Source organism: Streptomyces sp. NBC_00667 (assembly GCF_036226825.1).
Taxonomy (GTDB): Bacteria; Actinomycetota; Actinomycetes; order Streptomycetales; family Streptomycetaceae; genus Streptomyces.
Map to the genome: position 1 here is coordinate 1,288,116 of NZ_CP109022.1, position 22,537 is coordinate 1,310,652.

Sequence of the window (22,537 nt, forward strand, 5' to 3'; positions counted from 1 at the left end):
GCCCGGGGAGGTCAGACGAGGGAGGCGTAGAGCCCCGGGCGGCGGTCGCGCAGGTACGGGTTGGTCTCGCGCGAGACCCGCAGCAGCTCCGGGTCGACGTCGCCGAGGACCATCTCCTCGCCGCGGCCGGCCCGGGTGCGGGTGACCCCGTCGGGGCTGGCCAGGCAGCTGAGGCCGACGAACTCGAATTCGCCCTCGGGGCCGGTCCGGTTGACGTACGCGACGTACATCTGGTTCTCGAAGGCCCGTACCGGGACCAGCTGTTCGGCGACGAACTGGAACGGGTGCATCTGCGCGGTCGGGACCAGGAGGAGGTCGGTCCCGGCGAGCGCGTGGGCCCGGACGTTCTCGGGGAACTCCACGTCGTAGCAGATCATGATGCCGACGCGGAGGCCGTTCAGGTCCGCCTGGACGACGGGGGCGTCGCCGGGGGTGAAGGCGTCCTGTTCGAAGCAGCCGAAGAGGTGGGTCTTGCGGTAGTTCGCCAGCGCGGTCCCGTCGGGGCCGATGAGCTGGGCGGAGTTGTAGACCGCCCCGCCCGCCCGCTCCGGGTAGCCGTACAGGACGGCGACGCCGTGGCGGCGGGCGATCTCGCCGATGGCGACGGCGGACGGGCCGTCGGCCGCTTCGGCGAGCCCGGGGATGTCCTGGAGGTCCAGCGCGTAGCCGGTCAGGAACATCTCCGAAGTCACGAGGAGCCCGGCCCCGCCCTGTGCGGCGCGCGACGCGGCCTCGTCGAGCCTCTTGAGGTTCCCGGCGGGATCGCCGAGGACTCCGGAGCTCTGGAGGAGAGCGGTGCGCAGCGGGGGCATGGGCGTACCTCTGTGACGGGTGGGGAGGGTGTCCTTAGACGGTACGTTCGTCCGTTCGACCGCGACAAGATGTCTCCGTTGCGCTCGGAGCATCGATTCGTTGCGTATTTCGCAGCCGGTACGGAGATTCGTTGCGCGGGGCCTTCACGGCTGGGCCCCTGGGCGTCGGCGGCGTAGCTACGAGGGTACGCGGGGGCGGACGCCGGACGGTGACGAGCCCCCGGTCAGCCGGGCATAAACCGCCCCTCGCGGACGCTGACGCCCTTGGCCCTCCCCCCGACCCGAAGGATCCGGCACTCCATGTCCCCCGACTCGGACACCCTCACCGCCACCGGCGCCCACCCCCTCGACAACCCGGTCTGGGCCGCCCTCACGGGTACGCACCGGGACTTCGCCGAGGTGGCCGGCCGCGCGGCCCGCTACCAGCCGGACGCCAACGCCTTCGCCGCCCTCGCCGACCCGGCGGACCCGCTGGCCTGGGCGGACCTGGCGTCACTGGTCGGGCCGGGCCGGGAGGTGTGGCTCACCGGCCTGCCGACGCCCCCCGACGGGTGGCGGACGCTGCGCTCCATCCCGGGCGTGCAGCTGGACGGCCGCGAGGTACGGGCCGAGGCCGACCCGGAGGCGGTCCGGCTGGGCCCGGCCGACGTACCCGAAATGCTGGAGCTGGTGCGCCTCACCCAGCCGGGCCCGTTCGCCGTGCGCACCGTGGAGCTGTGCACGTACCTCGGGATCCGGCGCGGGGGCCGGCTGGTCGCGATGGCCGGGGAGCGGATGCGGCCGCCCGGCTGGTCGGAGATCAGCGCGGTGTGCACGCATCCCGGCCACCGGGGTGAGGGCCTGGCCGGGCGGCTGGTCCGCGCGGTGGCCGCCGCCGTGCGCGAGCGCGGGGACGTCCCCTTCCTGCACGCGGCCGCCGCGAACACCGGCGCGATCCGGCTGTACCGGTCGATGGGGTTCACCCTGCGCCGCGAGCCGGTGTTCATCGGGCTGCGCACCCCGGGCGCCGGGCCGGACGCGGACCCGGCCGGGGAGAGGAAGCCGTAACGCGGGTTCGTCGAGTACGGCCGGCGGCGGTGGGCCGGAAGACGGGGATTCCCGTACGGGAGAAGGGGCTTCGGTGCGGGAGAAGGGGTTTCAGTGCGCGGGGAAGGGTCACACGCGCTGGTACCGACGACTTCCCACGGAAAGGAACCGCCATGTCCGACGTCTCCCGCCTGCCGGGTTCCGCCCACCACTACTGGCAGTGGCAGTCCCGCGCCGCCTGTAGGGACCTGGGTTCCGGCCGGTTCTTCCACCCCGCCGGTGAGCGGGGCGAGGACCGCGAGGTCCGGGACGAGGCGGCCAAGCGCGTCTGCGCCGGATGCCCCGTGCGCGCGGCCTGCCTGGAGCACGCGCTGACGACCCGCGAGCCTTTCGGGGTGTGGGGCGGCCTCACCGAGGAGGAGCGCCGGGCCCTCCTCGACGCGCACGCGCCGGCCCGCGTCAAGCAATCGGCCTAGGCGGACCGCCCAGGGGTCAGGCCGGGGCGCCGGAGGTGAAGCGGCGCAGCAGCGGGGAGAGGACCAGGACCGACTTGGTGCGCTCTACGAACGGCTCGCCCGCGATGCGCTCCAGGACCCGCTCGAAGTGCCGCATGTCGGAGGCGAAGATCTGGACGAGGGCGTCCGCGTCGCCGGTGACGGTCGACGCGGACACCACCTCGGGGTACCGCTCCAGGCCGCGCCGGATGTCGTCCGGCGAGGTGTTGTGGCGACAGTAGATCTCGATGAAGCCCTCGGTCTCCCAGCCCATGGCGGCCGGGTCCACACGGACGGTGAAGCCGGTGATGGCTCCTTCCGCGCGCAGCCGGTCCACGCGCCGCTTGACGGCGGGGGCGGAGAGCCCGACCTCGGAGCCGATGTCCGCGTAGGAGCGGCGGGCGTCCTCGGCGAGGGCGTGCACGATGCGTTCGTCGAGATCGTTCAGTCGCACTGCGGGTGGATCACTTCTCTGCCGTGGCCAATCGGGAGCGGCGGATGCCGTACAGGAAGTAGACCACGAGGCCGACGGCCATCCAGACACCGAACGCGACCCACGTGGCGCCCGGCAGGCTGTACATCATGTAGGCGCAGGCGAGGAAGCCGAGGATCGGCGTCACCGGGAACAGCGCCACCTTGAAGGTGCGCGGCATGTCGGGCTTGGTGCGGCGCAGGATGACGACGGCGACGTTGACCAGGGCGAAGGCGAAGAGCGTGCCGATGCTGGTGGCGTTCGCCAGCTCGCCGAGCGGGATGAAGGCGGCGAGCGCGCCGCAGAACAGCGAGACGATCACCACGTTGGCGCGCGGGGCGCCGGTCTTGGCGTCGACCTTGGCGAAGACCTTCGGGACCAGGCCGTCGCGGGACATCGCGAAGAGGATGCGGGTCTGGCCGTAGAGCACGGCGAAGACGACGGAGGCGATGGCGACGACCGCGCCGGCGGCGAGGACGACGCCCCAGACGCTGGTGCCGGTGACGTTGGTCATGATCTGGGCGAGCGCGGCCTCGGTGCCCTCGAAGTCCTGCCAGGGCATGGCGCCGACGGCGACGAAGGCGACGAGGACGTAGAGGACCGTGACGATGCCCAGCGAGAGCATGATCGCGCGCGGCAGGTCCTTCTTCGGGTTCTTGGCTTCCTCACCGGCGGTGGAGGCGGCGTCGAAGCCGATGTAGGAGAAGAAGAGCGTGGAGGCGGCGGCGCTGATGCCGGTGACGCCGAGCGGTGCCAGCGGGGTGTAGTTGCCGGACTTGATGCCCATGACGCCGATGCCGATGAAGAGCACGAGCGTCACGATCTTCACGCCGACCATGATCGAGTTGATCGTGGCGCTCTCCTTGGCGCCGCGCATCAGGAAGACCATCGCGAGCAGGACCACGACCAGCGCGGGCAGGTTGATCCAGCCGCCCTCGCCCATCGGGGCGGCGAGCTTCTCCGGGAGGGTGACGCCTATGGTCCCGTCGAGCAGTTCGTTGAGGTACTGGCCCCAGCCGACGGCGACCGCCGCGACGGACACCGCGTACTCCAGGACCAGGCACCAGCCGCAGATCCAGGCGATGAACTCGCCCATGGTGGCGTAGGAGTACGAGTACGAGGATCCCGACACCGGGACGGACCCGGCCAGTTCGGCGTAGGACAGGGCCGAGAACAGCGCGGTCAGGCCCGCGATGACGAAGGAGATCGTCACGGCCGGGCCGGCCTTGGGAGCGGCTTCGCCGAGGACGACGAAGATGCCGGTGCCCAGGGTCGCGCCGATGCTGATCATCGTGAGCTGCCACATGGTGAGCGAGCGGCGCAGCGATCCGCCCTCACCCTGGCCGCCCTCGGCGACCAGCTGCTCGACCGGCTTGCGGCGCAGCAAAGGATGGGCAGGCTTGCTGGGCTCGGACGTGAGCGGTGGCGCCTGGCCGGTTTCGAGCACGAAAGGACTCCTTTGACACTGCGGATGGGGACTCTCAGGCGTCGACCGCAGCGGTCCGGAGCAGGAACAGGCGAGCAGGAGCCTGCCTGGGCATGGGGGACCGCCGAGCAGGCGGTCCTCGCCACTCCACGTACAGCGAGTGAGCCTACGAGCTGAGTGATACCGCCCGTAATGCACCATCCTTGCACATTGCCGCACGATCGTTGCGCGGATCTGTCCCAGATGGCCCTTTGTTGCGCGGGGACGATCGATCACTGCGCAGACCGCTTCCGCGTCCCATTTCCACGGGTTCGCCCGCGCGGCGGTCGAAGTCCTCGATGCGGGGTACGAATCGAAGCGGTTCCCGCACCCGAGACCGGAGGCGATGCGTGAGAGCAGTGAGCGGCGCGGACGAGGCGTGGCAGGACCCCGGGAGCGGCGCGGACGACGCGTGGCAGGACCCGGGCCCCTTCCTGCGCGGGGTCGCCTGGCTGGACGAGGGCCGGCCGGTGCGCGCGGACCCGGCGGACACCATGCGGCTGCCCTGGGACACCGGCGAACGGGCCGCGCTGCCCATCGGGGTCCGGCTGGAGTTCACCGCCGATCGGGCCCGCGCCGTGGAGATCCGCTACCGGGCGACCGTGCCCGGCCCCACCGACGCGCTGCGTGACATCGCGCACGGCTTCGCCCTGTGGGACCGGCACGGGGCGGTCCACGAGGTGTGGACCGAGCCGGCCGCCGAGGCCGTGGTCCGGATCGACCTGCCCGGCGGGGGCGGACCGTTCACCGTCCACCCGCCGGAGGCGCAGTCGCCGCTGGTGCTCGGCCTGCGCGGGATCGGCGGCCCCCTGGCCCCCGCCCCGCGGGTCCCGCGCTGGGTGGTGCACGGAGACTCCATCACCGAGGGCTGGTGGTCCACGCGCCCCGCCCACGGGTGGGCGGCCGTCGCCGGCCGGGAACTGGGCTGGGACACCGTCAACCTCGGGTACGCGGGCGCCGCACGGGGGGAGATGGCCACCGCCGAACAGCTCGCGCGGCTCCCCGCCGACGCCCTGACCCTCGCCTTCGGCACCAACTGCTGGTCCCGGGTGCCCTTCTCCGCGCCGATGCTCTACGAGACCACGCGCGCGTTCCTCGACCTCGTCCGGCAGGGCCACCCCCAGACCCCGCTGCTGCTCCTGTCCCCCGTACTGCGCCCCGAGGCGGAGCGCACCCCGAACCGGCTCGGCGCCACCCTGGGCGCCCTGCGCGACGCCATGGAGCGCGCCGTCCGCGACCGGATCACCGCCGGGGACGGCCGCCTGGCCCTCCTGCCGGGCCGGGACCTGCTCGCACCCGAGCACCTCGCGGACGGGCTGCACCCCAACGACGACGGGCACCGGGTCCTGGGCCTCGCTGTGGTCACGGCCCTGCGGCGGGCCGGGTTCGACGCGGGATAGGTGAAAGAGGACACACCGCCCCGGGTGAACGGAGCGCCGTCCCCACGACGTGTCCTGCACGACTTGCCGACCTCCGGCGACGGACTCGGCGGACACCACACGTGGGAGTGATCAACATGGGTATCAAGCGCGGAACTTCCCTGGCCGCGATCGCGATCGTCGTCACCATGACGGCGACCGCGTGCGGCGGCGACGACAAGGCGGCCGGCAGTACCGCGCCGGCCGGGGCCGCCGCCCAGGCTCCCGCCGCGGACTCCTACGGAGCCGACCCGGCGGCGGCCGGCGCCCCCGGCGCCAAGGGCGCAGGCCAGCTGGCGATCGCCGCCAACGAGAAGCTGGGCCCGGTCCTCACCGACAGCGCCGGCTTCACCCTCTACCGCTTCGACAAGGACACCGCCAAGCCGCCCAAGTCCACCTGCGACGGCGACTGCGCCAAGGCCTGGCCGGCGGTCGCGGCCGGCGACGCCACGGCCGCCGCGGGCATGGACGCGTCGCTGCTCGGCGAGGTCGTGCGCACCGACGGCAGCAAGCAGCTGACGGTGGCCGGCTGGCCGGTGTACCGGTTCGCCAAGGACACCAAGGCGGGCGACACCAACGGCCAGGGCGTCGGCGGGACCTGGTTCGCGGCGGCACCGGACGGCAAGAAGGCCGCGAAGCCGGCCACCGCGCCGGCCGGCGCCGGTCAGACCACGGGCGCGCTGACCGTGGCGCAGGACCCCAAGCTCGGGGAGCACATCGTCGACGGCAACGGGATGACGGTCTACCGGTTCAAGCCGGACACCGCCTGGCCGATGGTCTCCAAGTGCGAGGGCGACTGCGTCGCCAAGTGGCCGGTGGTGCCCCCGGTGGACAAGGCGAACGCCAAGGGCATCGTCGAGAAGAACTTCCTGGTGCTGGACCGCCCCGACGGCAAGAAGCAGCAGACGGTGAACTGCTGGCCGGTCTACACCTTCACCGGCGACAAGAAGGCCGGCGACACCAACGGCCAGGGCGCGGGCGGCACCTGGTACGCGGTCGCCCCCGACGGCAAGCTCATCACGGCCCAGTAAGCCCCCCGCAGACCACCTGACCGCGCGGCCCCGCCCTCCCCTCCCCCCGGGGCCGGGGCCGCGCACCCGTGCCCGGCGCACCGTTCCGCAGGCGGGGGACGGAACCTAGACTCGGCTCCATGCTGCGCGTACTCGCCGTCGACGACGAGAAGCCCCTCCTGGAGGAACTCCTCTACCTGCTGCGCTCCGACGCGCGGGTGAGCAGCGCCGTGGGTGCCCAGGACGCCACGGAGGCCCTGCGCAGGGTCACGCGGGCGCTGGAGAGCGGACCGGACGGGCCCGACGGCATCGACGTGGTCTTCCTCGACATCCACATGGCCGGGCTGACCGGGCTGGACATCGCCCGGCTGCTGGCCGGGTTCGCCCGTCCCCCGCTGGTGGTGTTCGTCACCGCGCACGAGGGGTTCGCCGTCCAGGCCTTCGACTTGAAGGCGGTGGACTACGTGCTCAAACCGGTGCGGCCGCAGCGGCTGGCGGAAGCCGTCCGCCGGGCGTGCGCCCAGCTGGAAAGGCCCACCGGACCCGCGGCGGACCCGGCCCTGCCCGTGCAGCGCACGCCGGCCCCCGGGGCCACCGCCACCGACCGGTCCACCGAGCAGATCGCGGTCGAACTGGGCGGGGTGACCCGCTTCGTGGCGATCGCCGACATCGCGTACGTGGAGGCCCAGGGCGACTACGCCCGGCTGCACACCGGCGACGGCAGCCACCTGGTGCGGATCCCGCTGTCGACCCTGGAGGAACGCTGGGCGGCGCGCGGCTTCGTCCGGATCCACCGGCGCCACCTGGTGGCTCTCGGCCGGATCGACGAACTGCGGCTCGACGGGGGAACCACCAGCGTCCGCGTGGGGTCGGCGGAGCTCCAGGTCAGCCGCCGCCACTCGCGGGAGCTGCGGGACCTGCTGATGCGGCACGCGACCGGCTGACGGACGCCCCGGACCGGCCCCGCCGCCGGGCCCGCGGCGACCGGCGCCCGCCGACCGTCCGGCGCGCGCCGGTCGCCGTTCGTCGCGCCGGGACGGGCGTACGGCGACGCCCCGGGCCCGTCGGCCGCAGCGGTGGACGGTACCCGCACCGTCCGGGCAGCCCGCGCGTATCGTGGATCTTCCGGTCCGGGAGGAGCCCCGCACATGCCCGACATCCAGGCACTGCTGGACGCGCTCACCGGACTGCCGCGCACCCGGCCCGCCGGCCCCGTCGAGGCCGAGGCCCTGCTGGCCCGGCTGCGCAGCGTGGCGGCACGCTGGGCCGACGTGCTGTACGAGGCCCAGGACGGGGCCCGGCGGCAGTTGCCGCCGCGTGCGGAGGCGGCACTGACGCTGGCCTTCCGTCGGGCCGAAGAGTCGTACGTGGAGCTGGAGATCGCCCTGCGGGACTGTGCGGAGCACCGCGACCCCGCCGTCTGAGCCCCGCCGCCTGGGCCCCGCCGCCGAACCCCCGCCCACCCCCGGCCCGGGGCACGCCGTTCGGCCACCTTCGTGCCTGATCGCGTCTGTCGCCCGGCGTACGGCGCTGCGTACACTCGCCGGACCCCTCAGCCTGCCGAAGGACGTGCCGGTGAACCAGACGTACGCGCTGACCGCGGTCACCGTCGTCGTCCTGGTCACCGTGCTGGTCGGCGCGCTGGGGCTGCGCATATCCCGTACCACCTCCGACTTCTACGTGGCTTCGCGCACCGTCGGCCCCCGCCTCAACGCGGCGGCCATCAGCGGCGAGTACCTCTCCGCCGCCTCCTTCCTCGGGATCGCGGGGCTCGTGCTGCTCCAGGGGCCCGAGATGCTCTGGTACCCCGTGGGGTACACGGCCGGGTACCTGGTGCTGCTGGTCCTGGTGGCGGCCCCGTTGCGGCGCTCGGGCGCGTACACCCTGCCGGACTTCGCCGAGGCCCGGCTGGAGTCCCGGGCCGTGCGGCGGATCGCGGTGCTGTTCGTGGTCGGCGTCGGCTGGCTGTACCTGCTGCCCCAACTGCAAGGGGCCGGGCTGACGTTGAAGATCCTGACCGGGGCCCCGCACTGGGTGGGGGGCGTCGTCGTCGCGACGGTGGTCACGGCGGCCGTGGGGGCGGGCGGGATGCGCAGCATCACCTTCGTGCAGGCCTTCCAGTACTGGCTCAAGTTCACCGCCCTGCTGGTCCCCGCGTTCTTCCTGATCGGTGCCTGGGCCGCGGACGGGGCGCCGCGGGCCACCTTCGACGCCCCGGCGGTGTTCCGCGAGCACACCGCCGTCACCGCCGCCCAGGACATGCGGATCACGCTGGGCGCGCCACTCACGCTGACGGTGACGGGGCTGGTGGACGGCCGCTCGTACACGGGGCAGCCGGTGACGCTGGCCGCCGGGCAGCACACCGTACGGGCCCGCGCGCTGCTCCGGTTCACCCCGGACAGCGTGGTGCCCGATGCCCGGGCGGAGGCGGGGCTGGGCGTGTCGAGCTGGTCGGAGCCGCTGTCCGGCAACCGGCACCACCACCAGCTGTACGCCACGTACGGGCTGGTCCTGGCCACGTTCCTCGGCACGATGGGCCTGCCGCACGTCGCGGTGCGGTTCTACACCAGCCCCGACGGGCGGACCGCCCGCCGCACCACGCTGGTGGTGCTCGGCCTGGTCGGGGTGTTCTACCTGCTGCCGCCGGTGTACGGGGCGCTGGGCCGGATCTACGCGCCCGAGCTGGCCCTGACGGGGGACGCCGACGCCGCGGTGCTCGTGCTGCCGGGGCGGATGCTGGGCGGGCTGCTCGGGGAGCTGCTGGGGGCGCTGCTGGCCGGGGGCGCCTTCGCGGCGTTCCTGTCCACCGCGTCGGGGCTGACGATGGCGGTGGCCGGGGTGCTGCACCAGGACGTGCTGCCGGGGCGGCGGGTGCGGACGTTCCGGTTCGCGGTGGTGGTGGCGATGCTGGTGCCGCTGGTGGGGGCGGTGGCCTCGGCGGACGTGCCGGTGGCGGACGCGGTGGGGCTGGCCTTCGCGGTGTCGGCGTCGTCGTTCTGCCCGCTGCTGGTGCTGGGCATCTGGTGGCGGGGACTGACCCCGCCGGGCGCGGTGGCGGGGCTGGTCACCGGTGGCGGGGCGGCGCTGGGAGCGGTGGTGGCGACCCGGGTCGGGCTCGTGCCGGCGGGCTGGGCGCACACCCTGTTGGCGTGGCCGGCGGTGTGGTCGGTCCCGCTGGGGTTCCTGACGATGGTGGCGGTGTCCCTGGCCACCCGTTCCCGCGTCCCCGCCGGTACGGCGGCGACGCTGGCCCGGCTGCACCTGCCGGAGGACGTCGCCGGGGACCGGAGCGGGGGCGCGCGGTGGACGGGGCGGTGACACAGGCCGTGACGGGGGCGGTGCCCTCGGCGTTGGCGCTGCTGGGCGCGGCGGCCCTGCCGGCCCTCGGCTGGGCCGGCGGCAGGTGGCAGGCCCGGCGCAAGGAGCGGGCCACGGGGCTGGACCTGGGCACCCCCGTCGAGCGGGCCACCTTCCACACCCTGCACACCGCTTCGCTGGCCGCTCCCCCGCTGCGGGCGGGGCTGACCGAGGACGCCGCCCGCAAGGCGGCCCGGCGGCTGCGCTCGCTGCTCGGTACCGAGGCGCTGTGCCTCACGGACCGGGAGGCGGTGCTGGCCTGGGACGGGCCGGGCGCCGACCACCACGAGCGGCGGGCGATGGCCCGGGTGGCGCGGATGCTGGAGTCGGGGCGGAGCATGAGCCTGCGCACGGACTGCCAGCGGCCCGATTGCCCCCTCAAGTGGGCGGTGTTCGCCCCGCTGACGGGTGAGGACGGGGTGCTGGGCGCGCTCGTGGCGTACGGCTCGCGGGAGTCGGCGGTGTTGGTGCGCGCCGCGACGGAGGTGGCGCGCTGGGTGTCGGTCCAGCTGGAGCTGTCGGAGCTCGACCGGTCGCGGACCCGGCTGATGGAGGCGGAGATCAAGGCGCTGCGGGCGCAGATCTCCCCGCACTTCATCTTCAACTCCCTCGCGGCGATCGCCTCGTTCGTGCGCACCGACCCGGAGCGGGCGCGGGAACTGCTGCTGGAGTTCGCCGACTTCACCCGGTACTCGTTCCGGCGGCACGGCGATTTCACCACGCTCGCCGAGGAGTTGCGTTCCATCGAGCAGTACCTGGCCCTGGCCGGGGCCCGGTTCGGCGACCGGCTGACGGTGACCTTGCAGGTGGCGCCGGAGGTGCTGCCGGTGGCCCTGCCGTTCCTGTGCCTGCAGCCGCTGGTGGAGAACGCGGTCAGGCACGGGCTGGAGGACTCCACCGCCCGGTGCCGGATCACCATCGCCGCCCGGGACGCGGGTCCGGAGGCGGTGCTGACCATCGAGGACAACGGCGTCGGGATGGATCCCGCCCTGCTGCGCCGCATCCTGGCCGGTGAGCGGACGGGTTCCTCGTCCGGGGTGGGGCTGCCGAACGTGGACGAGCGGATGCGGCAGGTCTACGGGGACGACTACGGACTCGTCATCGAGACGGGGATCGGCGCCGGGATGAAGGTCACGGTCCGGATCCCCAAGTACCGCCCGGGCGTCCACCCGTCGGGGCCCGGGGAGCGGCCCGACCGGGTTTGAGCGCATCACGTCCGGGCATGCCCGTGGCCCCGCCCCCCGTCCTGGCGGAGGGGGGCGGGGCCACGGGGCGGTGCGGGTCAGCTCCAGCTGGCGTGCAGGGGCTTGCCCTCCGCGTAGCCGGCCGCCGACTGGACGCCGACCACGGCCTTCTCCTCGAACTCCGCGAGGGAACCCGCGCCCGCGTACGTGCAGGAAGACCGCACGCCGGCGATGATCGAGTCGATCAGGTCCTCGACGCCGGGCCGCGCGGGGTCCAGGAACATCCGCGAGGTGGAGATGCCCTCCTCGAACAGGCCCTTGCGCGCCCGGTCGTACGCGGACTCCTCCGAGGTGCGGTTCTGCACGGCGCGCGCGGACGCCATGCCGAACGACTCCTTGTAGAACCGGCCGTCGGCGGACTGCTGGAGGTCGCCCGGGGACTCGTACGTCCCGGCGAACCAGGAGCCGATCATCACGTTGGACGCACCGGCGGCCAGCGCCATCGCCACGTCGCGCGGGTGGCGGACGCCGCCGTCGGCCCACACGTGCTTGCCGTACTTCTTGGCCTCGGCGGCGCACTCCAGCACCGCCGAGAACTGCGGGCGGCCCACACCGGTCATCATGCGGGTGGTGCACATGGCGCCGGGGCCCACACCGACCTTGATGATGTCCGCACCGGCGTCGATCAGGTCCTTGACGCCCTCGGCGGCGACGATGTTGCCCGCCACGATCGGGACGTGCGGGTCCAGCGCGCGGACGGCCTTGATCGCGCTGATCATCGACTCCTGGTGGCCGTGGGCCGTGTCGATGACGAGCGTGTCCACGCCCGCGTCGAGCAGCTGCTTGGCCTTGCCGACGAAGTCGCCGTTGATGCCGACGGCCGCGGCGATGCGCAGCTTGCCGTTGGCGTCGGTCGCCGGGGTGTACAGGGTCGCGCGCAGGGCGCCCTTGCGGGTCAGGATGCCGACGAGCCTGCCGTCCTCGTCGACGGCCGGGGCCAGCTTGCGGTGACCGGCGTCCAGCTTGTTGAAGGCCTCGCGGGGGTCGATGCCGGCGTCGATGAGCAGCAGCTCCTTCGACATGACCTCGGAGAGCTGCGTGAAGCGGTCCACGCCGCTCAGGTCGTGCTCGGTGACGACGCCGACGGGCCGGTTGTCGGCGTCGACGACGACTCCGGCGCCGTGGGCCCGCTTGGGCAGCAGGGACAGGGCGTCGGCGACGGTCTGGGTGGGCGCCAGGGTGATGGGGGTGTCCAGCACGAGGTGGCGGGTCTTGACCCAGGAGATGACGTCGGTGACGACCTCGATCGGGATGTCCTGCGGGATGACGACGAGGCCGCCGCGGCGGGCGACGGTCTCGGCCATCCGGCGTCCCGCGATGGCGGTCATGTTGGCCACGACGAGCGGAATGGTGGTGCCGGTGCCGTCGGGCGAGGAGAGGTCGACGCCCTGACGGGAACCGACCGCGGACCGGCTCGGCACCATGAACACATCGTCGTACGTCAGGTCGTACGGCGGCTTCTGGTCATTGAGGAAACGCACGTGCTGAACATCCCAGTCGATCGGAGTTGGCCCTCGACGGGTCAGCCGAGGAAACGCACGTACTTCATTCTCCCACGACCCGGTGTTCATGCAGCCCGGTCCGATCCTCCAGGACATAAAGGACCGGGTGGTCCGTTCCTCCAGGTCGCGTCATCCCCGCCCGGCCGGCCCGCCCACCGGGAGCACCCGCCGGTGCACCGGGCCGGGCCGGGCGGCCAGGGGAGTCGTGGTTCCGCCGTGGCGGACGGCGGTGAATTCGGCGGCGATGGCGAGGGCGGTCTCCTCGGGGGTGCCGCCGCCCAGGTCCAGGCCGATGGGTGAGCGCAGCCGGGCCAGCGCGGCCTCGGACAGGCCCTCCTCCCGCAGCCGGGCGGCCCGCTCGGCGTGGGTGCGCCGCGACCCCATGGCCCCCACGTACGCGAGCGGCAGCCGCAGGGCGAGGGCCAGCAGCGGTACGTCGAACTTCGCGTCGTGGGTCAGGACGCAGACGGCGGTACGGGCGTCGAGGCGGCCCGCCTCCCATTCGGCGGCGAGGTGGCGGTGCGGCCACTGGACGACGACCTCGTCGGCGCCGGGGAAGCGGGCCGGGGTGGCGAAGACGGCCCGGGCGTCGCAGACGGTGACCCGGTGCCCCAGGAAGGCCCCGATCCGCGCCAGGGCGGCGGCGAAGTCGATGGCCCCGTAGACGATCAGCCGGGGCGGCTCGGCGGCCGACTCGACCAACAGGGTCAGGGGCTGCCCGCACAGCCCGCCGGCCGTGCCCAGCTCGGCGGTGCCGGTCCGCCCGGCGAGCAGCAGGTCCCGTACCCGTTCGGCGGCGGCCCGGTCCAGGTCGGGGCCGCCGCCCAGGTGGCCCTCGTAGGAGCCGTCGGCGTGGACGGCCAGCGCCCGGCCGAGCTGCCGGGGCGGCCCGGCGACCACCCGGGCGAGCGCGGTGCGGGTGCCGGCCTCGGCGTGGTCGAGCACCGCGCGCAGGACGGGGCGCACGGGGTCGTGCCCGCGTACCGGGGTGATCAGCACGTCCAGGACCCCACCGCAGGTCAGCCCTACCGCGAAGGCGTCGTCGTCGCTGTACCCGAAGCGGTGGACGCCCCCCTCCCCGGTGGCGATCGCCTCCAGGCACAGCTCGTGGGCGGCGGACTCGACGCAGCCCCCGGACAGGGAGCCGAGGGCGGTGCCGGCGGCGTCGACGGCCAGCGAGGCACCGGGGCCGCGCGGCGCGCTCCCGCTGACGGCGATGACGGTGGCGAGCGCGAAGTCGCGCCGCTCGGCGCACCAGGTGCGCAGTTCCCCCGCGATGTCGAGCATCAGCGTATGTACTCCCGGCGTGCGACCTGCCCGGGTATGAGCGGCCTCGGCGGCAGGACGGCCGCCGGGCGGGGCCGGGCCGGGCCCTGGTAGGGCAGGGCCGCGGGTTCGGGAAGGCGGGTGCCGGCGCTGCCCAGCAGCCGGGCGGCGTGGGCGACGCTGGCGAGGGTGGCGTGGTGGTGCCACCCGCGGAAGGAGCGGCCCTCGAAGTCGCGGATCCCGACGGGTTCGCAGGTCTCGGCGAAGTCGAGGGAGACCCGGTCGGTGAGCTTGGCCAGCAGGAAGAGCTGGGCGAGCGGCCGGTCCCCGATATTGGTGATCCAGAACTCCGACGGCAGCAGGGCGGCCTCCGTCCAGGCCCCGACGAGCAGCAGCGGGGTGGGCGGCGCGGGGGCGGGCCGGTCCTCGCCGGGAGTGGCGAGGATGGAAGCCGAGGTCAGCAGGGTCACCGCGCCTTCGGCGCGGCCGTGGCGGGTCCATTCGACGACCCGGCGCTGGGAGCGCAGGGAGTCGATGAGTTCCCGGGCCGGCGCGGTGTGCGGTCCGGGCTTGTGGCGTCCGGACCCGCCGAAGGAGACGGGCAGTGAGCCGTCGACCTTGAAGACGAAGGGGATGTCCTGGAGCGCGAAGGACTCGATGCACTGCGGGAGGTCGCTGTTGGAGACCTCCATCACCACCGGGCGCCGCTGGAGCTGCCAGGTGGCGGCCATGCGCTGGACTGCGTGCACGGCGTCCTGGGCGGGGGTGAGCGAGCGCGCCGTGTCGGGGATGCCGGCCCGGCGCCGGCGCAGCAGTTCGCTGGTCCAGGGCCCGGGGAGGGTGAGGGTCCATTCGACCGGGAAGCTGGCCTCGCTGGAGGCGAGCCAGATGCCGCCCGCCTGCTGGCAGTTGGCGGTGCGGCCGAGCTGGGGGACGAACTGGCGGCCCACGCCGACGGAGCGGTCGCCGGCCTTCTCGATGACCATCGGCTGCACCACCCAGGCCAGCGGTCGCTGGGCGGTGCGTTCGATGTGCTGGGCGAGGGAGCGGCGTACGGGGGTCCAGTCCCACGGGGACTTGCTGATGAACTGCTGGAGGCTCTGTTCGACGGAACTGGCCCCGGTCCCGGCGAGGTTGCGGATCGTTTTCTTCCCGTTGGTCCGCACGAGACCGTTGAGATATACGCGGGCCCAGTTTCGCTGGTCCCGCCGGGGTAATGACTCGAAGAACAAAGAGATCAGGACGTCGATCAACTCGGAGATTTCCTTTGCGGAATCCTCCGGCAGGACTACGCGAGCCATCTGGGCCTCCCCCGCGACCAGCTAGATCCAATACCCTACTTGACCGCGGAGAACGGCCGTAGGCCAGGGCGGCTACTTCCTGAGGTCGCCGGCAGTTGCGAGCCGCTCTTCCTCTACCACGAGTGGGATCGGGATCTGGTTCGCCGCATAGTAGAGCGCGATCAGGAAGTGTGCGACCAGAGTGAGCGGTGCGGAGAAAAAGGACAGGAGCACCGTCATGGGGTAGGCGACCGCCCCCAGGCCGAACCGCATTCGGGTCGCCCGGGCGCCTTCTTTGTCCACCCGTTCGTGGAAGAGGTGGCCGACCCGCGTGACGTACCACCAGAAGGCGAGGAAGGCCAGGGCGTACGCCACGGTGACCGAACTGTAGAGGATGGCGGCCGCGTTGGCCGATCCGCCCTCCTCCATGAGGTGTTCGGCGAGCACGGTGGTGGTGTACGGGATCACCGACACCACCATCAGCACCAGGAGATTCAGGAACAACAGCGGGCGGTCGACCCGTTTGAGGTGACTGAAGATGGTGTGGTGGTTCACCCACATCACGCCGATGATGAGGAAACTCACCACATAGGCGGCGTAATGCGGCCACTGCTCCCACACCCCGCTCCAGAACTCCGATCCCGTTTCTTTCGGAACTTTCAGTTCCAGAACGAGAATGGTGATGACGATGGCGAACACGCCGTCGCTGAATGCCTCGACGCGTCCGGTTTCGCGCTCCATTGGCTCCCCTTTGTCACTCGTTCCGCGTGTGCGGGGAGAGCGCTGCCCCCGCTCTCCCCGCACACGCTACCCAGTTCTCGGGGTTCAGCTGCCGAACCCGGCGGTCTGACGCCAGATCCGGCCATCGCGGACCACAAGTGTCCCGAACGCGTGCTCCGGCTGACCGTTCAGGTTCATGATCGCGCGGTAGAAGATCGTGTCCTCGGTCTCGATGTACTCCTGGAGTTCGACCAGCGTGGGCTTGACCGAGAGGTAGCCGGTGAACGTCTCGCGGACGGCCTCGATGCCCACCGAGGCCCCTTCGAAGCGCAGGAGCACGGCGTCGTCCGTGTAGTTCTTCATGACCGCCTCGATGTCGAGGGCGGCGAGCGCCTCCATCTGGCGGACGAAGACCGGGTGCAGCTTGGAGATGTCGTACGTGGCCATGTGCGTCTCCACTCTCTGGGCTGGTGGTGGCTCAACTGGTGCGGGAACCGGCGGCGGTCGCCGCCGGCGGTGTGGCGAGCGGCAGCCGGACGACCATCCGGGTCTCCCCCGGACGGGAGCGGGCCGCGAGCGACCCGTGGTGGCGCTGGGTCACGATCCGGTAGCTGAGGTGCAGCCCCAGCCCCGTCCCCTTCCCCACGTCCTTGGTGGTGTAGAAGGGCTCGAAGATCCGCGGCAGGACGTCCTCGGGGATGCCCCGGCCGGTGTCGACGACCTCCACGACCATGCACACGCCCTCCGCCCGGGCGCGCAGGGTGAGGGTGCCGGCCCCTTCCATGGCCTCGGCCGCGTTGTCGACGAGGTTGGTCCACACCTGGTTCAACTCGCCTGGATAGCCCGTCAGTTCGGGCAGGCCGGGTTCGTACTCACGCACCACGGTGATGCCGGAGAGCTTCGACCGGAGCACGACCAGCGTGTTCTCCAGTCCTTCCGTCACCGGGAAGCGCTGTTCGGGGGCGCGGTCGAGATTGGCGTAATCGCGGGTGGCGGCGACGAGCTGGGAGATGCGCGGGCCCGCGGCCCGCAGCTCGGCGGCCAGGGAGCGGATCTCCAGCAGCGCCGCCAGGTGGTCCAGGGCGGCCGGCAGGGCCGGCTCCCCGATCCCCTCCAGCCGCTCCAGCAGCCAGCCCAGCTCCAGGCCGAGGTCCGAGACGCCCGAGCCGAGCAGCCCCGGCCGCTCGGTGCCCGCCTCCTCGGCCCAGTCGGTGATCTCCTCCTCGGCGTCCGCCTGCGCCAGCGGGTCGGAGGTCTGCGGCGGCGGCAGTTTGTCCAGCTCGTCGGTGAGCCGGTCCAGCAGGGAGCGTTCGGCCCCCGAGGCGGCCGCGCCCCAGGCGTGCGCGGTGCGGGTCAGCCGCTCCAGGGCGGGGGCGAGCTCCTGCGCCGCGCGCGCCACCGCGGCCGCCGGGTTGTTCAGCTCGTGCGCGAGGCCCGCCGCGAGGGTGCCCAGTGCCTCCACGGTGGCCCGTTTGCGGGCCTGCACCTCGGAGGACTTGATCCGCCAGGCAAGTACGGGCAGCAGCACGGCGGCCACGCCGTGGCAGCGGGACAGCATCTCGAAGAACACCGGCTTGGGGTAGCCGACGACGGTGGTCGCGGGACCGGACGCGGACGCGGTGGCCACGTAGGAGCCGTCCGTCAGCAGCGGCAGCTCCCCGGTGAAACGGTGCGCGGCGGAGGGCTTGCCGTCGTGCTCCTCGGCCGCGGCGCTCTCCTCCTCGGTGGAGTGGCGGGTGAGCACTTCCTCCCGGCCGTCGATGACCTTGGTGACGACGAGGCCTCCCGCGAGCAGCACGTGGAAGCAGGTGGCCTCGTCCCCGTCGCGGAAGAGCACGTCGCCGTCGGCCAGCACCCGGGGCTCGGTGACCGAGACCAGCCAGTCCAGCTGCTCCTCGGTGAGACCGGCGAAGATCTCCAGCTCGCGCAGGGCGGACCGCAACTCCGGGTCGCTCATGCCGTACTCCCCTCTGCCCGCGTACGGGCGGACAGCCGCAAGGTGACGATCAGGGCCAGCGCGCACACCCCGGCGACGACGGCCATGAAGCCGACCGAGGTGCGGTGCAGGCCGTGGATGTTGGTCAGCATTCCGGCGAGCACCGACGGGACGCTCATGGCGAGGTAGGCGAACACGTAGACGGCGGCGGTGAGTTCGCCGCGGTGTTCGGGCTCGGCGAGCGTGCTGAGGGCGCGGAAGGAGCCCAGGAAGGCGGCGCCCCAGCCGCTGCCCAGCACGGCCGTGGCGATGAGGAAGACGGGCGCGGAGCCCAGCCCGAGCGCCAGCAGCACCAGCGCCAGGCCGGCCAGCAGCCCCAGCAGCCCGATGACCGCCGTGCGCAGCGCCTCGGTGCGGCCGAGCAGCAGCTGTGCGCCGGTCGCGGCGCCCGCGAGCAGGGCGACGGTGGCGCCGCCGACCAGGTAGTTGGTGCTGCGGAGCAGGGACAGGGCCAGGTGCGGGCCGAGCGAGAGGTAGAAGCCTCCGACCGACCAGACGGCGACGATCGTGAGCACCAGGACGGCGAACCGGCCGCCCGTGCCCGGCGGTATCCGGATGCGGCGCGGGACGACCCGGAAACGGCCGCCCTGCAGCCCTGGTGCGCTCTCGCCCATCCGGACCACCCCGACCAGGGTGAGCGCGAAGGCCCCGACGAGCAGGGCGTAGCTCAGTACGGTCGGTGCGGGCCCGTACTGGACGAGGAATCCGGCGCCCAGGCCGCCGAGCCCGATGCCGACGGTGGGGCCCGCACTGTTGACCTGGGCGCCGAGTGCGGGTTTGGAGCGCGGGGTCAGCTCGAGCAGGGCCGCGCCCATCGCCCCGGTGGCCAGGCCGACCGCGAGCCCCTGTACGGCGCGGGCGGCGAGGAGCAGTCCGAGCCCCTGGGCCCCGGCGAACAGGCCCATGGACACGATCGCGAGGACCAGTGCGGCGCCCAGCACGGGCCGCCGTCCGAGGGTGTCGGACAGCGACCCGAACAGCAGCAGCCCTGCCAGGACGGTGACGGCGTACAGGGCGAAGACCACCGTGATGGTGCCCGCCGACAGCCCCCATCTCTGCTGGTAGAGCACGTAGAGGGCGGAGGGCACGGAGGAGGAGAGCATGAGCAGGACGAGGACCGCGCCCACCACCCAGAAGCCGGAGCCTCTGGGCGCACCGGCCCGCCGGCCGGCCGGGTGCACGATGTCCCCCGTGGTCGTCTTGGTCGGTTCGGCCACTCTTGTCAACTCCCCCGTGGTGGGCGGTGATCAGGCGTGCGCCTGGGCCCTCGCCAGTGCGCGGGCGGTCAGGACCCCCGCGAGGTGGCCGAGGTACTCGGCCGAGGTGCCGCGGCCCGGGACGAACAGCTCCCGGGGCTCGGCGCGGAAGGCCGCGAGCACGTTGTCCGTGGTGTACGGGCCCCCGCCCAGCCGGTCCTCGACCCCGCGCAGGCGCAGGGCGCGGGCGGTGGCTCCGGTGACCGCGATGCGGGGACCGTCTTCGGTGAGGCGTACGGCGCTCGCGCACAGCGGGTAGCGGGTGGCCCGGTCGGCGCTCTTCTCGAAGGCGCCCGCCGGTCCCCCGGGCGGCACCAGCAGGGCCGTGATCACGGTGTCCGCCGGCACTCCGGAGGCGGCGAGTTCCTCGGCCGTCACCGTGGAGCGTCCCCGGCGCCCGGCCAGTTCCGCCTCTGCGCCCGCGGCGATGGCCGCGACCGGCAGGTCGGTGGCCCGGCCGGTGGCCGCCAGGTTCCCCCCGGTGGTGCCGAGGTTGCGGACCTGGGGGTCGCCGTTGGCCCGGGCCGCGGCGGCGATCTCCGGGGCCTGCGCCAGCACCATCGGATGGGCCGCGAGTTCGGCGAGCGTGGTCAGCGCCCCGATCCGCAGCGTCCCGTCCGGGGCGGTCTCGACGCCGCGGAGTTCCTCCAGGTGCCGTACGTCGACCAGCAGGCGGGCCCGGGCGGCGCCGGTGCGCAGGTCGGGCAGCAGGCTCTGGCCGCCGGCCAGGGCCCGCGCACCGGGGGTGCCGGCGAGGAGGGCCAGCGCCTCTTCGAGGCCGACGGGCCGTACGTAGTCGAACTCGGTGAGGATCACTGGGCTTCCCCTCTCAGGCGGCGCCAGACCTTCTCGGGGGTGAGGGGCATGTCGATGTGCCGGACGCCCAGGTCGGAGAGGGCGTCCACGACGGCGTTGACGACGGCGGCGGCCGGGGGCACGGTGGCGATCTCGCCGGCCCCCTTGGCGCCGAGCGGGTTGTGCGGGCTCGGCGTGGTCGTCTTGTCCAGGGCGAAGAAGGGCACGTCGGCGGCGCGCGGCAGGGCGTAGTGGCTGAGGTCGGAGCTGATGAGCAGCCCGTCCTCGTCGTACTCGGCGGCCTCCATGAGGGCCTGGCCCAGGCCGTGGACGATGCTGCCCTCGATCTGACCGTGGACGATCTTCGGGTTGCCGATGTTGCCGGCGTCGTCCACGGCGGTGTAGGCCACCACCTCGGTCTCGCCGGTCAGTTCGTCGATCTCGACCACCGCGACGTGCGTCCCGAAGGGGTAGTTGAAGTCCGGCGGGTCGAAGTGGGTGGTCTCGTCGAGGGCGGGTTCGATCTCGGGGGGCAGCCCCCAGCCGTACCACATGGCCATCGCCAGCTCGGCGAAGGTCTTCGCGTTCTCCTCGTTGCCCTCTTCGTGGACGCCGCCGCCCGCGTAGACGACCTTGTCCTCGGGGACCCCGAGGAAGACGGCTCCCGCCTTGACCAGCTTCGCCTTGAGTTTGCGGGCGGTGAGGGCGACGGCCGGCGCGGCCATGCTGTAGGAGCGCGAGCCGTAGGTGCCCTGCCCGTACGGGGCCTTTTGCGTGTCCCCCTCCAGGACCTGGACCTGCGCCGGGTCGATGCCGAGTTCGTCGGCGGCCACCTGCGCGAACACGGTGGCGTGGCTCTGGCCGGTGGAGGCGGAGCCGACGGTCACGGTGACCTCGCCGGTGGGGTGGACGCGGATGTTCGCGCTCTCCCAGGTGCCGCCGAGCATGCCCTCCTTGGACATCCTCGTGGAGGGGCCGACCCCGCAGATGGCGACGTAGGAGGCGATGCCGACGCCGAGGCGCTTGCCGCGGGCGCGGGCCTGCGCCTTGCGGGCGGGCATGTCGGCGTACCCCGACAGCTCGATCGCCTTGTCGAAGTTCAGCTGGTAGTCACCGGAGTCGTAGGTCCAGCCGAGCCCGTTGTCGTAGGGGAACTTCTCCTTCGGCACCAGGTTCTTGCGCCGCACGGCCGCCGGGTCCATGCCGATCTCGAAGGCGTACCGGTCGACGAGGCGCTCCATCAGGAAGGCGGCCTCGGCGCGCCCGCTGCCGCGCTGGGCGCCGAGCGGGACGGTGTTGGTGAAGGCGGCGTAGACCTCGCAGAAGGCGGCGTCGATGTCGTACATGCCGCTGATGGAGCGGCCCATCAGGGCGGTGGCGACGCCGGGGCCGATGGTGGAGGGGTACGCGCCCAGGTTGGCGTGGCTGGTGGCGCGCACGGCGGTGATGCGGCCGTCGCGGGTGCCGGCGAGGGTGACGTGCTGGCGGTGGTCGCGGCCCTGGACGGTGGAGTTCATCAGGCCGGTGCGGGTGTCCACCCACTTCACGGGGCGGCCGAGCGCCTTGGAGAGCAGCAGGACCAGCGCCATGTCGGGGTAGAGGTAGCCCTTGGTGCCGAAGCTCCCGCCCACGGTCGGCGCGATCACGCGCAGCTTGTTGAAGGGGATGCCGAGGACCAGCGCGGCGAGCAGGAAGCGGTGGTTGTGCGGGCCCTGGGTGGAGGCGTAGAGGGTGTACTCGCCGGTGGTGGCGTCGAAGTCGCCGACGGCCCCGCGGGGCTCGATGGGGCTGTTGATGGTGCGCTGGTTGACGAGGTCGAGTTCGACGGTGACCTCGGCCTCGGCGATGGCCGCGTCGGTGCGGTCCTTGTCGCCGCAGGTCCAGTACGCGTTCAGGTTGCCGGGGACGGCCTCGTGCAGCTGGGGCGCGCCCTCGGCCAGGGCCTCGTCGGCGCGGGTGACCACGGGCAGCGGTTCGTACTCGACCGCGATGGCGGCCAGGGCCGCGGCGGCCTGGCGCGGGGTTTCGGCGACGACCACGGCGATCGGGTCGCCGACGTGCCGGACGCGGTCACCGGTCAGGACCGGGCGGGCGCCGGGAAGCCCGTAGGGGTGGGGCGGGAAGTGGCTCTCGACCCCGCCGGGTATCCAGATGCAGGGCAACGGCATGACGTCGGTGAAGTCGGCCGCGGTGGCCACTTTCAGTACGCCGGGCAGCTCCTGCGCGGCCTTGGTCTCGATGGACACGATCCGTGCGTGGGCCACCGGACTGCCGAGGATGGCCATGTGCGCGGTGTCCGGCAGGTCGATGTCCGCGACGTACGTGGCTTCGCCGCGCAGCAGCTGCGGATCCTCGCGGATGTCCAGCGGCTGTCCCAGCACTCCGTTGCCCTGGAGAGCGCTCTCCCCCGTCACAGCGGTCACG

General features: G+C 73.0%; 20 protein-coding genes. 8 read left to right on the forward strand and 12 right to left on the reverse strand.

Going from position 1 to position 22,537, the window contains the following annotated elements:
* Positions 1-11: 11 nt before the first annotated feature.
* The gene (locus OHA81_RS06190; RefSeq protein ID WP_329193540.1) at positions 12-812 is read right to left on the reverse strand and encodes a carbon-nitrogen hydrolase family protein; all 801 of its coding nucleotides are present in this window, start codon (positions 810-812) and stop codon (positions 12-14) included.
* Positions 813-1,112: 300 nt separating this feature from the next.
* Between OHA81_RS06190 and OHA81_RS06195 the strand changes: the two genes are divergently transcribed.
* Together OHA81_RS06195 and OHA81_RS06200 are read left to right on the forward strand one after the other, a co-directional pair.
* Positions 1,113-1,859, forward strand: coding sequence for a GNAT family N-acetyltransferase (locus OHA81_RS06195; RefSeq protein ID WP_329193542.1), 747 nt, complete (start codon positions 1,113-1,115; stop codon positions 1,857-1,859).
* A 152-nt stretch (positions 1,860-2,011) separates the two neighbouring features.
* Positions 2,012-2,314, forward strand: a complete 303-nt coding sequence (locus OHA81_RS06200; protein WP_329193544.1) for a WhiB family transcriptional regulator — start codon at positions 2,012-2,014, stop codon at positions 2,312-2,314.
* A 16-nt stretch (positions 2,315-2,330) separates the two neighbouring features.
* On the opposite strand, the gene OHA81_RS06205 is transcribed toward OHA81_RS06200, so the two are convergent.
* Positions 2,331-2,786, reverse strand: a complete 456-nt coding sequence (locus OHA81_RS06205; RefSeq protein ID WP_030027017.1) for an Lrp/AsnC family transcriptional regulator — start codon at positions 2,784-2,786, stop codon at positions 2,331-2,333.
* A gap of 10 nt (positions 2,787-2,796) precedes the next feature.
* Positions 2,797-4,251, reverse strand: coding sequence for an amino acid transporter (locus OHA81_RS06210; RefSeq protein ID WP_329193547.1), 1,455 nt, complete (start codon positions 4,249-4,251; stop codon positions 2,797-2,799).
* A 377-nt stretch (positions 4,252-4,628) separates the two neighbouring features.
* On the opposite strand from OHA81_RS06210, the gene OHA81_RS06215 reads away from it, so the two are divergent.
* The 6 genes from OHA81_RS06215 (at position 4,629) to OHA81_RS06240 (ending at position 11,259) form a co-directional block, all read left to right on the forward strand.
* Positions 4,629-5,669, forward strand: a complete 1,041-nt coding sequence (locus OHA81_RS06215) for a GDSL-type esterase/lipase family protein (RefSeq protein WP_329202034.1) — start codon at positions 4,629-4,631, stop codon at positions 5,667-5,669.
* Between the two features lie 116 nt (positions 5,670-5,785).
* Positions 5,786-6,718, forward strand: coding sequence for an SCO0930 family lipoprotein (locus OHA81_RS06220; RefSeq protein ID WP_329193548.1), 933 nt, complete (start codon positions 5,786-5,788; stop codon positions 6,716-6,718).
* Between the two features lie 119 nt (positions 6,719-6,837).
* Positions 6,838-7,641 (forward strand): LytR/AlgR family response regulator transcription factor, encoded by an 804-nt coding sequence (locus tag OHA81_RS06225; RefSeq protein ID WP_329193549.1) that lies wholly within the window; start codon positions 6,838-6,840, stop codon positions 7,639-7,641.
* A 204-nt stretch (positions 7,642-7,845) separates the two neighbouring features.
* Positions 7,846-8,121 (forward strand): hypothetical protein, encoded by a 276-nt coding sequence (locus tag OHA81_RS06230; protein WP_329193551.1) that lies wholly within the window; start codon positions 7,846-7,848, stop codon positions 8,119-8,121.
* Positions 8,122-8,272: 151 nt separating this feature from the next.
* Complete coding sequence (locus OHA81_RS06235) at positions 8,273-10,015, forward strand: sodium/solute symporter (RefSeq protein ID WP_329193553.1); 1,743 nt, start codon at positions 8,273-8,275, stop codon at positions 10,013-10,015.
* An 8-nt stretch (positions 10,016-10,023) separates the two neighbouring features.
* Entirely contained in the window at positions 10,024-11,259 is a 1,236-nt protein-coding gene (locus OHA81_RS06240) for a histidine kinase (protein WP_329202036.1), read from the forward strand.
* A gap of 77 nt (positions 11,260-11,336) precedes the next feature.
* Here the strand turns inward: OHA81_RS06240 and OHA81_RS06245 are convergent, their stop codons facing one another.
* The 9 genes from OHA81_RS06245 to OHA81_RS06285 all read right to left on the reverse strand — a co-directional run bounded on the left by OHA81_RS06245 (position 11,337) and on the right by OHA81_RS06285 (position 22,536).
* Complete coding sequence (locus tag OHA81_RS06245; protein ID WP_329193555.1) at positions 11,337-12,779, reverse strand: GuaB1 family IMP dehydrogenase-related protein; 1,443 nt, start codon at positions 12,777-12,779, stop codon at positions 11,337-11,339.
* A gap of 150 nt (positions 12,780-12,929) precedes the next feature.
* Positions 12,930-14,087 carry an XdhC family protein gene (locus tag OHA81_RS06250; RefSeq protein ID WP_329193557.1) on the reverse strand — a complete coding sequence of 386 codons (1,158 nt, stop codon included), beginning with the start codon at positions 14,085-14,087 and terminating at the stop codon, positions 12,930-12,932.
* A complete protein-coding gene (locus OHA81_RS06255) occupies positions 14,087-15,367 on the reverse strand; it encodes an IS701 family transposase (RefSeq protein ID WP_329193559.1) in 1,281 nt (426 codons plus the stop codon). Before OHA81_RS06255 ends, OHA81_RS06250 begins: the two co-directional genes overlap by 1 nt.
* A 72-nt stretch (positions 15,368-15,439) precedes the next feature.
* Positions 15,440-16,087, reverse strand: coding sequence for a TMEM175 family protein (locus OHA81_RS06260; RefSeq protein WP_190187111.1), 648 nt, complete (start codon positions 16,085-16,087; stop codon positions 15,440-15,442).
* 84 nt (positions 16,088-16,171) lie between these two features.
* Complete coding sequence (locus OHA81_RS06265) at positions 16,172-16,513, reverse strand: nuclear transport factor 2 family protein (RefSeq protein WP_329193563.1); 342 nt, start codon at positions 16,511-16,513, stop codon at positions 16,172-16,174.
* 31 nt (positions 16,514-16,544) lie between these two features.
* Positions 16,545-18,023, reverse strand: coding sequence for an ATP-binding protein (locus OHA81_RS06270; RefSeq protein WP_329193565.1), 1,479 nt, complete (start codon positions 18,021-18,023; stop codon positions 16,545-16,547).
* Positions 18,020-19,279: an MFS transporter gene (locus tag OHA81_RS06275; RefSeq protein WP_329193567.1), complete on the reverse strand. Its 1,260-nt coding sequence runs from the start codon at positions 19,277-19,279 to the stop codon at positions 18,020-18,022. The genes OHA81_RS06270 and OHA81_RS06275 overlap by 4 nt, the downstream gene beginning before the upstream one ends.
* A 30-nt stretch (positions 19,280-19,309) precedes the next feature.
* A complete protein-coding gene (locus OHA81_RS06280) occupies positions 19,310-20,134 on the reverse strand; it encodes an FAD binding domain-containing protein (protein ID WP_329193569.1) in 825 nt (274 codons plus the stop codon).
* Entirely contained in the window at positions 20,131-22,536 is a 2,406-nt protein-coding gene (locus OHA81_RS06285) for a xanthine dehydrogenase family protein molybdopterin-binding subunit (RefSeq protein WP_329193570.1), read from the reverse strand. Before OHA81_RS06285 ends, OHA81_RS06280 begins: the two co-directional genes overlap by 4 nt.
* Position 22,537 lies beyond the last annotated feature (1 nt).

Coding starts and splice junctions, on each gene's coding strand:
- OHA81_RS06220 (WP_329193548.1), top strand. CDS start 5,786: ATGGGTATCAAGCGCGGAACTTCCCTGGCCGCGATCGCGATCGTCGTC.
- OHA81_RS06270 (WP_329193565.1), bottom strand. CDS start 18,023: ATGAGCGACCCGGAGTTGCGGTCCGCCCTGCGCGAGCTGGAGATCTTC.
- OHA81_RS06250 (WP_329193557.1), bottom strand. CDS start 14,087: ATGCTCGACATCGCGGGGGAACTGCGCACCTGGTGCGCCGAGCGGCGC.
- OHA81_RS06225 (WP_329193549.1), top strand. CDS start 6,838: ATGCTGCGCGTACTCGCCGTCGACGACGAGAAGCCCCTCCTGGAGGAA.
- OHA81_RS06230 (WP_329193551.1), top strand. CDS start 7,846: ATGCCCGACATCCAGGCACTGCTGGACGCGCTCACCGGACTGCCGCGC.
- OHA81_RS06190 (WP_329193540.1), bottom strand. CDS start 812: ATGCCCCCGCTGCGCACCGCTCTCCTCCAGAGCTCCGGAGTCCTCGGC.
- OHA81_RS06260 (WP_190187111.1), bottom strand. CDS start 16,087: ATGGAGCGCGAAACCGGACGCGTCGAGGCATTCAGCGACGGCGTGTTC.
- OHA81_RS06195 (WP_329193542.1), top strand. CDS start 1,113: ATGTCCCCCGACTCGGACACCCTCACCGCCACCGGCGCCCACCCCCTC.
- OHA81_RS06265 (WP_329193563.1), bottom strand. CDS start 16,513: ATGGCCACGTACGACATCTCCAAGCTGCACCCGGTCTTCGTCCGCCAG.
- OHA81_RS06200 (WP_329193544.1), top strand. CDS start 2,012: ATGTCCGACGTCTCCCGCCTGCCGGGTTCCGCCCACCACTACTGGCAG.
- OHA81_RS06255 (WP_329193559.1), bottom strand. CDS start 15,367: ATGGCTCGCGTAGTCCTGCCGGAGGATTCCGCAAAGGAAATCTCCGAG.